Origin of the sequence: uncultured Algoriphagus sp. (assembly GCF_963974835.1) — a bacterium.
GTDB lineage: Bacteria > Bacteroidota > Bacteroidia > Cytophagales > Cyclobacteriaceae > Algoriphagus.
Window position 1 is genome coordinate 20,835 of the sequence record NZ_CAXBET010000024.1, and the last position, 8,844, is coordinate 29,678.

9 protein-coding genes are annotated in these 8,844 nt (G+C 38.9%); 4 read left to right on the top strand and 5 right to left on the bottom strand.

The features are described from left to right. Positions 1-609 (bottom strand): NAD(P)-binding domain-containing protein, encoded by a 609-nt coding sequence (locus AACZ73_RS22425; RefSeq protein ID WP_339881218.1) that lies wholly within the window; start codon positions 607-609, stop codon positions 1-3. Between the two features lie 13 nt (positions 610-622). Continuing rightward, complete coding sequence (locus tag AACZ73_RS22430; RefSeq protein ID WP_339881220.1) at positions 623-1,486, bottom strand: pirin-like C-terminal cupin domain-containing protein; 864 nt, start codon at positions 1,484-1,486, stop codon at positions 623-625. 238 nt (positions 1,487-1,724) lie between these two features. Between AACZ73_RS22430 and AACZ73_RS22435 the strand changes: the two genes are divergently transcribed. Beyond that, positions 1,725-2,309 (top strand): Crp/Fnr family transcriptional regulator, encoded by a 585-nt coding sequence (locus tag AACZ73_RS22435; RefSeq protein ID WP_339881222.1) that lies wholly within the window; start codon positions 1,725-1,727, stop codon positions 2,307-2,309. 52 nt (positions 2,310-2,361) lie between these two features. Here AACZ73_RS22435 and AACZ73_RS22440 read toward each other — a convergent pair whose 3' ends face one another. Beyond that, complete coding sequence (locus AACZ73_RS22440; protein WP_339881224.1) at positions 2,362-2,868, bottom strand: hypothetical protein; 507 nt, start codon at positions 2,866-2,868, stop codon at positions 2,362-2,364. Positions 2,869-3,155: 287 nt separating this feature from the next. Here AACZ73_RS22440 and AACZ73_RS22445 point away from each other — a divergent pair, with 287 nt between their 5' ends. Both AACZ73_RS22445 and AACZ73_RS22450 read left to right on the top strand, forming a co-directional pair. Then, positions 3,156-4,610 (top strand): MBOAT family O-acyltransferase, encoded by a 1,455-nt coding sequence (locus AACZ73_RS22445; RefSeq protein ID WP_339881226.1) that lies wholly within the window; start codon positions 3,156-3,158, stop codon positions 4,608-4,610. A 9-nt stretch (positions 4,611-4,619) separates the two neighbouring features. Then, complete coding sequence (locus tag AACZ73_RS22450; RefSeq protein ID WP_339881228.1) at positions 4,620-5,483, top strand: hypothetical protein; 864 nt, start codon at positions 4,620-4,622, stop codon at positions 5,481-5,483. Positions 5,484-5,590: 107 nt separating this feature from the next. Here the strand turns inward: AACZ73_RS22450 and AACZ73_RS22455 are convergent, their stop codons facing one another. Continuing rightward, the gene (locus AACZ73_RS22455) at positions 5,591-6,109 is read right to left on the bottom strand and encodes a YetF domain-containing protein (protein WP_339881230.1); all 519 of its coding nucleotides are present in this window, start codon (positions 6,107-6,109) and stop codon (positions 5,591-5,593) included. A 272-nt stretch (positions 6,110-6,381) separates the two neighbouring features. Then, positions 6,382-6,648, bottom strand: coding sequence for a hypothetical protein (locus tag AACZ73_RS22460; protein WP_339881232.1), 267 nt, complete (start codon positions 6,646-6,648; stop codon positions 6,382-6,384). 476 nt (positions 6,649-7,124) lie between these two features. On the opposite strand from AACZ73_RS22460, the gene AACZ73_RS22465 reads away from it, so the two are divergent. Continuing rightward, the coding region (locus tag AACZ73_RS22465; protein WP_339881234.1) for a catalase at positions 7,125-8,844 on the top strand (1,720 nt) is incomplete at its 3' end.

An 8,844-nucleotide genomic window follows, 5' to 3' on the forward strand; every position in this document is an offset into this window, starting at 1 on the left:
TTATTTTTCTTTTATTAGTTCAATACCTGATAAAGAACCTCCAACATCCTGCAATTTTCCTCCATTTTGGAAAGGTCCCAGGTCGATAGCTGCGAAGCCCAGATCTGAAATGAGCGCTACCACCTTGGCACTAGCTTCAAGATTATCCCCGTTCACAAAAAGCACTCTTTTACCCGTGCCAGTATTGGGATCTTTAATTAAAGTGGCAGCAGCTAGCGAGTTGAAAGCCTTGACCACACGATGTTCAGGGAATAAAGACGCTACGTACTCACCTGTGGACTTATTCCCGATGTCGGCTAACTTAAAAGGATTTACCGATATGATATTGTTAGTCGCGTCCACAATTATTTTTGGCTTTGATCCAGCTAGCTCCTTAGCAAATTCTGCTAATCTGTTCCAAGGAATTGCCAGAAATAATATATCAGCATTGTCAATTGTTTCTCTGGACTCAACAGCTGTTAGATTATCACCAATTCCTGCCAACATTTCTTTGATGGATTCAGGAGGCCTTGAGTTGCTAACCAATACCTTATAATTTGTTTTTGCTAAATGGGTCAATATGCCTTTCCCAATATTTCCTGTCCCTATAACTCCGATTACTTCATTCATTCTTTCTTTGTTTTTAATAAACAATTCTTTGTTCAATTTCAACATCAGCAATGTGGTGCATTTTCCCTTTTCTGAATTCCCTATACAAGTCAGAAATTTCCTCCTCGCTTCCAGCAATGAAAGGACCATAGGACACAATTTCATCATGCGTAGGTTTGGCGCTGTAAAGCACAAATCGGACACCGTCCGGACCGGCATTCACTGTAATTTCACTTTCCAAATTTTCAGTTTCTATATCAAACCAAGCCACTTGATCTTGAATTACCGACTGTTGATCGACGCTAAGTGAGCCAGAAAGAACATAAAGAAATGTGTTGAAATCTGCCGGAATATGGATTGAATGACTTTTGAGTGGGACTATGTCAAACTCAGCCGTAATGAGTGGTGTGTAATTTTTAACAGGAGAACTTATGCCAGCTAACGAGCCACTATATAGTCGCATGGAAACACCATCCTTCTGACAAATAGGCACTTTTGCCGAAGCTAGAATTTGCAGCCTTGGCGGTACCCATCTGTCACTTTTTGGCAGGTTAAGCCACATTTGAAACAGACGACCTTTTGTAGGGGCATCGATGGTTTCTGTGTGAATGATTCCACTTCCAGCAGTCATTACTTGAAAATCTCCTTTTTCCATCGATTCAAGTTGTTCTTTTATTTCTCCGTCAATTAAAAGAGAGACCGTTTCAAAACCGGCATGAGGATGAGGCCCACCAACAGGCAGGTAATCTTTTTTGTCGAGCATGTCATCCATTAAAAAAATAAACGGATCTGTATCTGCAAACGGACCTGTAATGATACTCCGTGCAATATGTCCGGCACCTAAAAAACCTTGCTGGCTTGCCGGAGTATAAACTTTTGCTATTTTTTTATGGATCATAATTCATTCATTTTTAAACAGGACAAAATTAGATTGGCTGTAAAGCCAATATTATTGAGGTAGGGCAAATAAAAACGATGATCTATGTCAACAAAATCGGTAAGAGAGTAAGAAAATTCCTTCATTTATTTATTGGATATTTGCACTCCGTTACGGAATCCAATTGAATTTTCCGACTTAATTTTATGATCGACTTAATTTTAAAAGATCTGCTGAAATTGTCTATTAATAGAAATTAATGCTTAAACCACTCATTACCTATATAGAGCAACAGTCTACAAGTGCACTACGGGAAAGTGACATTGCACTCATGAATGAAGCTTTCATTCCGCGGAAATTAAGTAAGAGGCAATTCCTGTTACAGGAAGGGGATATTTGCCGTTACATCGCATTCATAGTGAAAGGTGCAACCAGGCAGTATACAGTTGATGAAAAAGGTAATGAACATATTCTCAACTTATGCATTGAAAACTGGTGGACCTCCGACCGGGAAAGTTTCCTTCGCGAAATACCCAGTATTTACAATATTGATGCATGGGAAGAAACAACCCTACTGTTGCTCCCTAAAGCAAATGACTACTATTATCGAGTAAACGAAATTCCTGCATTTCAGGAAATGCGCATAATCCTGGATGAAAATAATCACATGGCCGCGCAACGTCGGCTGTTGACTGCAATTAATTTTACAGCAGAAGATAAATACGAAGAGATGATCAAAAGCCATCCAGATTTAATCAAGCGATTTCCACAGCATATCATAGCATCTTATTTAGGTATGTCTAAAGAAACACTGAGCCGTATCCGAAGCAATTCAATTAGATAAATTGAACCACCTATTCTTAAGCTGTAAAAAATTAATTGATCACAGAATTTCATTATTCCAGCTTGATTTGAATGGGTTTCCCATTATCCATACCACTGACATTCCCGCCAGTATAGGTAATAGTATAGGTTCCACTTTTGGTTAGGGCGTAGGCTTTTGAAATATCAATTGTCGTAGAAACTCCAGAATTCGGAGCAACAACTATATAACTCTCTTTTACTGGAGGCATGATTCTTTTCGCCATTGCACCTTGGTATGCTATTTCCTTTCCATCATTGTCGATGATAGTTAAGAAATTATTCATAAAGCCTTCAAAGGGTGTATGGTACTTTGTAAATGAAAGGCTATCAGTAGTAGGATTAAAAACGGTAAACTTCATCTTCAAACTATCTGTGGACTTATAAGTATTTTCCATCTCCAAGATTGCAAACAAGGTAGAATCCTGAGGATTTTCTATTTCCGCATTAATTGATTCGCTTTGTTTTGTAGATTCTTTACAACTCACCAGAAATCCGATACTTACCATAAGCACTAGAATTAGACCTGATTTTAAATTCATGTGGATCATTAATTAATTATGAAATAACTCTATCAACTTTTTCATTACCGGCTATGAAAATAGCTCAGTAGCTTACCCCGTACGAATTACAAGTATAATTTGATACAGTTCTAATAATGCAGGTGATCAATTTAGTTTTCTTGGTTTTAGCTGAACCATGGTTCTTTTGACTTTAATTTTTGATCCAAAGAATTGTTAATCAGTTTTCATTGTGTTCCAATGTTGCTATCATTGTGGGTTGTACAATTACCTGATATTAACCAAACCCGATTTATCCGCCTTCATCCTTGCTTTTCAATTCCCTTGATTTTGCCGTCTTTCTACCATTGGTATTTATACTCTATTGGTTTGCATTAGACAAAAGCATAAAATCGCAGAATCTTCTGATAGTGATGTCCAGCTATCTATTTTATGGATGGTGGGACTGGAGGTTTTTAGGTTTGATTGCCTTCAGTACGCTGGTGGATTACGTAGTCGGCATTCAGCTGGACAAGTCTGAAGATGCTTTTCGCCGAAAGGCACTCTTGATTCTGAGTCTATCAGTGAATATAGGCTTGTTGGGATTTTTCAAATATTATAATTTCTTTCTCGACAGTTTTGAAGACGCATTTACCCTTCTTGGAATGTCTATCCAAACAAATACTTTAAACATCATTCTTCCGGTAGGAATTAGTTTTTACACCTTTCAGACGATGAGCTATTCCATCGACGTGTATAGGAGAAAATTAAAAGCTACCACGGATTTAATAGCATTTACGGCGTTTGTGAGTTTCTTTCCGCAACTGGTAGCGGGGCCGATTGAAAGAGCAACAAACCTACTTCCCCAATTTTTTGAAAAAAGAAAGTTTGATTACCAGCAAGCCGCCGACGGTATGCGTCAGATCTTATGGGGCTTGTTCAAAAAAATGGTGATTGCAGACAACTGTGCTGAATTTGCCAATATCATCTTCAATAACTCCACTGACTATGGAGGAAGTACATTGCTATTGGGAGCGCTGCTTTTCACTTTTCAGATTTATGGCGATTTTTCCGGGTATTCTGATATTGCTATCGGCACATCGAGATTATTCGGATTCAGACTAATGCAGAATTTTGCCTTCCCCTATTTTTCAAGGGATGTGGCTGAATTTTGGAGACGATGGCATATTTCCCTTTCTACCTGGTTTAGGGACTATGTTTACATCCCTCTGGGAGGTAGTCAAGGAAGCAGATCTATGCAGATCAGGAATGTTTTCATCATATTCCTGCTGAGTGGTTTTTGGCACGGAGCTAATTGGACTTTTATCGTTTGGGGTGGATTGAATGCTGTTTATTTCATCCCAGTGCTGCTGAGAAATAAAAACAGAAAACACTTAGAATCAGTTGCTCAGGGAAGGAATTGTCCAAATTTCAGAGAGCTCTTTGCTATGCTTGGCACATTTTGCCTCACGGTCTTCTCCTGGATTTTTTTCCGGGCTGAGAATATGGACCATGCGATCAGCTACCTTGCAGGAATATTTTCCAATACTCTATTTGAGATTCCTGACTTCTCTATTTTTCCCGGAGCATTGACCTTACTAGTTTTGATAGCTGGCTTTTTGATAATGGAATGGCAAGGTCGTCATGGACAATTTGGGATTTCATGCATCCGTTTTATACCGCGAAAAGTCTTAAGGTGGTCACTGTATGTGTTAATCATCCTGATGATAGATATTTTCGGCAATACTTCCGAGCAAATCGAATTTATCTATTTCCAATTTTAATTGACTGCAATGAATCTCTTCCTTAAGCAAGTTTTTATATTTCTAGGACTATTAGTTGCAGTTAATTTCTCGCTGTTCTTTTTGATCCGAGGATTTTATATCAAGGATTACGATGAAGTAGACCTTAATTACTCATCTTATTTATTGGCTGATTCGCATGGAACCCCCTTGGGTGATTTCACCGAAAATCATGCGGTCCATAATTTCTCGGGACAAAGCGACTCCTATCTTGATATGGAGCGAAAGTTGAAATTTCTCATCAGAAACACTCCCGTGAATCGTGTATATATCAGCGCGGATGACCACACGCTTTCTCCCACACGGGAAAACCAAAACAATCTCGACAGGTCTGCTTACTATACTGAAGCGCATGATTACGCAAGTATTGTCCAATACATCAATGAAAAGTATATAAACTATTATTGCGTTTTTATGAATGACCGATATAGCTTGGTCATAAAAAACTTCATCCAGAACGAATTGTTCGAAGTATCCAAATGGGGAGGTGTGCGATCAAAAAGCTCATGGGAGGATCTCTCTAAAAAGGATCAGATAGCAATCAGCAAGGATAGAATAAAAAATTACTTTGAGGTTCCACAGAGATCTGAAAAGATGTCAGAATCTTTGTTGAGAATCATTTTATTGTGCAAGGAAAAAGACATAGAATTAATCGGATTAAGGTTTCCATTGACCAAAACCTATGTAGATCTACTGAACGAGGAAAGCTATGAAGCTGATAGCCTGATGTCTGTCTACCAACTACCTATCATAGATTTGGACAGTTTGTATCTGGACCAGGATTCCTTATTTAGGGACATGGATCATTTGGATAAGAAAGGCGGGGAAAAGTTTGCAAAGGTACTATTTGAGTAAAAAAAGAACACATGAAGAATTGGATTAAGAAATCATCTTAATGAGCCCATGAAGTGCTAAACCGATAGTGTAAAAAATATTAGCGAATTCTGAGCTCCAAAGAAATTTTACAGCTTTTCAAGACCATCAACCGTACTAACTATTCCTTTTTCCTGGTTCTCAATCACTGAAATTTCTCCGGTACTTTCCAAAATAACCAAATAAACCTTATCTAGATTGGCATATCCTTTCAATCTACATTCATTATAGACTTCCTCATTAGTAAGCCTTTGTTTTTTCAATTCCTTCTCTAAAAACTGCCCATTGTAAAATACTATTACTGGCCTACTTGTCACCAATGTCCTGAAACCTTTGATATGCACGGACAGATAGGTGAAAATAAACTGCATTAGTATAAATAGAGAAATGGCTAATGCCCCATCTATTAATGTGACGCTTTTATTCAGGGATATGGAGGCAAGGCAAGAGCCTAAAGCTATGGTAACTACGAAGTCAAAGGCATTCATCTTGGATAAGGTTCGCTTTCCGGAAATTCTAAGAAGAAAGACCATAGCCAGATAACCCAAAACTGTTAATACGCCAGTTCTTATTGTGCTTTCCCAGTTTTCAAAAATAATATTTTCCATAGTTGTCATGTATTCAAATCCTCAGGATCGAATTAGGTGATTACTGATCATTTAAAATTTAAGATTTAATAAAGGGAATAAATTATATAGCTGTGGCAGCTAATCGTATGACTCTAATCAAGATTAATCCTGATTATTTATTAACAATTTGGCTTCGAAAAAATAATGTCAATAGGGACTGGTAGTGCTTAAAATCAAGAACATTACTTTGATTTTACCACCTTATGAAAAAAAAAGATAGGAGGTGATCCTCCTATCCTATTCTCAGTCAATTATTCTTTATCGTCCCCTCTTTCCGATCCCTGGGTTTTTACTATTTTATTGTAAATACCTAGTAACAAAAACGGGGATGCCCATTGCCCCACAAATAGAGCGGTTTGATTTTGCTTAGCCAGTTTAAGGCCGAGCGATGCTGCCATTGCTCCTAGTGATGCTATTAAGAATATTCCCGAAGGAATTTTAGCAACCTCTTGCTCAACAGCTTTAGTTAATTCTCCTTCTTTCTTTGGAGATACTTCGTGATAATCTGGATTTTCCATTATAGTTAGTTTTTGGTTAGTTGGTTAACTGTAGTCAAATCCATTGCCATCACCGATAATGGTGGTTTCAACTGCTTTACGGACTCAATGGGAATTTTTGGAATATTATAACGGGGTCAATAATCCCATTCTGTTGAATATTTATCTCGATTCAATGTGAGATTAGAGGTTATAAACCCGGATATCTTTTTTTAGGAAAAAAATTATGTGCTGACGGATAATTGCTCCTCCCGGTCCATTAGCATAGAAATGCTAGTGTATGGCGATTCTGACAAGCATTGCGTCCAAATTTGAATCCGAGTATGCATTGTTAGAACTATTATTTTGGAAGATGGGAATGGCTCTTGCCTAGTATACGGTAGCATTCACCATTGATTCTATATTCCTCACCATTAAATAAGAACTATTGGATAAATCGGGATAATCTGGTGATGCTCTTAAGAAATAAAACTTACCATATACTAACCCTAACAGTAATGACCAAAAAGCAGGAACCACAAAAAGGTAACTCCAAAACCGATGATCTCAATAAAAATATTGAGAATGGTAGTGGACATGCCATGACGACCAATCAAGGTCTCAAGATTAATGATGATACCAACTCCCTAAAGGCCGGTGAAAGAGGGGCCACTCTTCTTGAAGACTTTATCTTAAGAGAAAAGATTACCCACTTCGATCATGAACGAATTCCGGAGCGGATTGTACATGCGAGAGGATCTGGCGCGCACGGAGTGTTCAAGGTGTATGATGACTCACTTAAAAAATATACTAAAGCGGCATTTCTTACAGATCCTAACCGGGAGACTCCTCTTTTCACCCGATTTTCTACCGTAGCAGGATTTCGTGGATCAGCAGATGTTCCACGGGATGTGAGAGGATTTGCAGTAAAATTCTACACCGAAGAAGGGAATTATGATTTGGTAGGTAATAACATGCCTGTTTTTTTCATCCAGGATGCTATAAAATTTCCTGATCTGATCCATGCCGTAAAACCTGAGCCCCATAACGAAATTCCTCAGGCTGCCTCAGCTCACAATACATTTTGGGATTTTGTGTCTTTGTCACCGGAGACCATGCATAATATCATGTGGCTGATGAGCGACCGGGCTATCCCACGAAGTCTACGGATGATGGAAGGCTTTGGTATTCATACTTTCCGTCTGATAAATGAAGAAGGAAAATCACACTTTGTTAAATTCCATTGGAAGCCTTTACTAGGCACACATGCGGTTGTCTGGGACGAAGCACTGAAAATTAATGGTCAAGATCCGGATTTTCACCGTCGTGATTTATTTGAGGCTATAGATAGCGGAGCTTTTCCAGAATGGGAGCTTGGAGTTCAGATTGTTCCAGAAGAAGATGAGCACAACTTTGATTTTGATCTTCTCGATCCTACCAAACTGATCCCCGAGGAAATTGTCCCTGTTCAGAAAGTAGGTAAAATGACGCTCAACCGCAATCCTCAAAACTTCTTTGCAGAAACTGAACAGGTTGCTTTCCATCCAGGTCACTTAGTTCCAGGAATAGATTTCACCAATGACCCGTTGTTGCAGGGAAGATTATTCTCTTATACAGACACTCAGCTAAGCCGTCTGGGAGGACCAAACTTCCATGAAATCCCCATCAATAGGCCTATAGCACCTATTCACAACAACCAGCGAGATGGTATTGCCCGGATGGAAATAAACACTGGCAAAACAAGCTACCACCCTAACACTTTATCTCAAGGTGATCCTAAGCAGGCTAAAGTAAGTGAAGGTGGGTTTGCGAGCTATCAGGAAAGAGTTGACGCAAATAAAGTAAGAGCGAGAAGTAAAAGCTTCATGGACTTCTTCAGCCAGCCAGCGCTATTCTATAACAGTTTGTCAGAACCTGAACAAAGTCACGTCGTCGATGCATTCTGTTTTGAATTAGGAAAAGTCGATATGCCAGAAATTCGTCAGCGTGTAGTTAATTTACTTTCTCAGATAGATGAATCATTAGCTGCAAAAGTAGCTGATGGCTTAGGACTGGCGGTAAAAGAACCCGAGCAACCTATTAATCATCAATTTGGTGCAGATGCTAACCCGCAAGACTATCAGCCAGTAAAGGTCACTCCGAAGCTTAAAGAATCTCCTGCCTTAAGCATGGCCAATACGGTCAAAGGATCCATAAAAACCCGTCAAATTGCATTTTTGGCGGCAGATGGTGTGGACT

Bases quoted from the DNA above. Each gene is read 5' to 3' on its own strand.
- AACZ73_RS22425 (WP_339881218.1), bottom strand. From the start codon at position 609: ATGAATGAAGTAATCGGAGTTATAGGGACAGGAAATATTGGGAAAGGC.
- AACZ73_RS22430 (WP_339881220.1), bottom strand. From the start codon at position 1,486: ATGATCCATAAAAAAATAGCAAAAGTTTATACTCCGGCAAGCCAGCAA.
- AACZ73_RS22435 (WP_339881222.1), top strand. From the start codon at position 1,725: ATGCTTAAACCACTCATTACCTATATAGAGCAACAGTCTACAAGTGCA.
- AACZ73_RS22440 (WP_339881224.1), bottom strand. From the start codon at position 2,868: ATGAATTTAAAATCAGGTCTAATTCTAGTGCTTATGGTAAGTATCGGA.
- AACZ73_RS22450 (WP_339881228.1), top strand. From the start codon at position 4,620: ATGAATCTCTTCCTTAAGCAAGTTTTTATATTTCTAGGACTATTAGTT.
- AACZ73_RS22455 (WP_339881230.1), bottom strand. From the start codon at position 6,109: ATGGAAAATATTATTTTTGAAAACTGGGAAAGCACAATAAGAACTGGC.
- AACZ73_RS22460 (WP_339881232.1), bottom strand. From the start codon at position 6,648: ATGGAAAATCCAGATTATCACGAAGTATCTCCAAAGAAAGAAGGAGAA.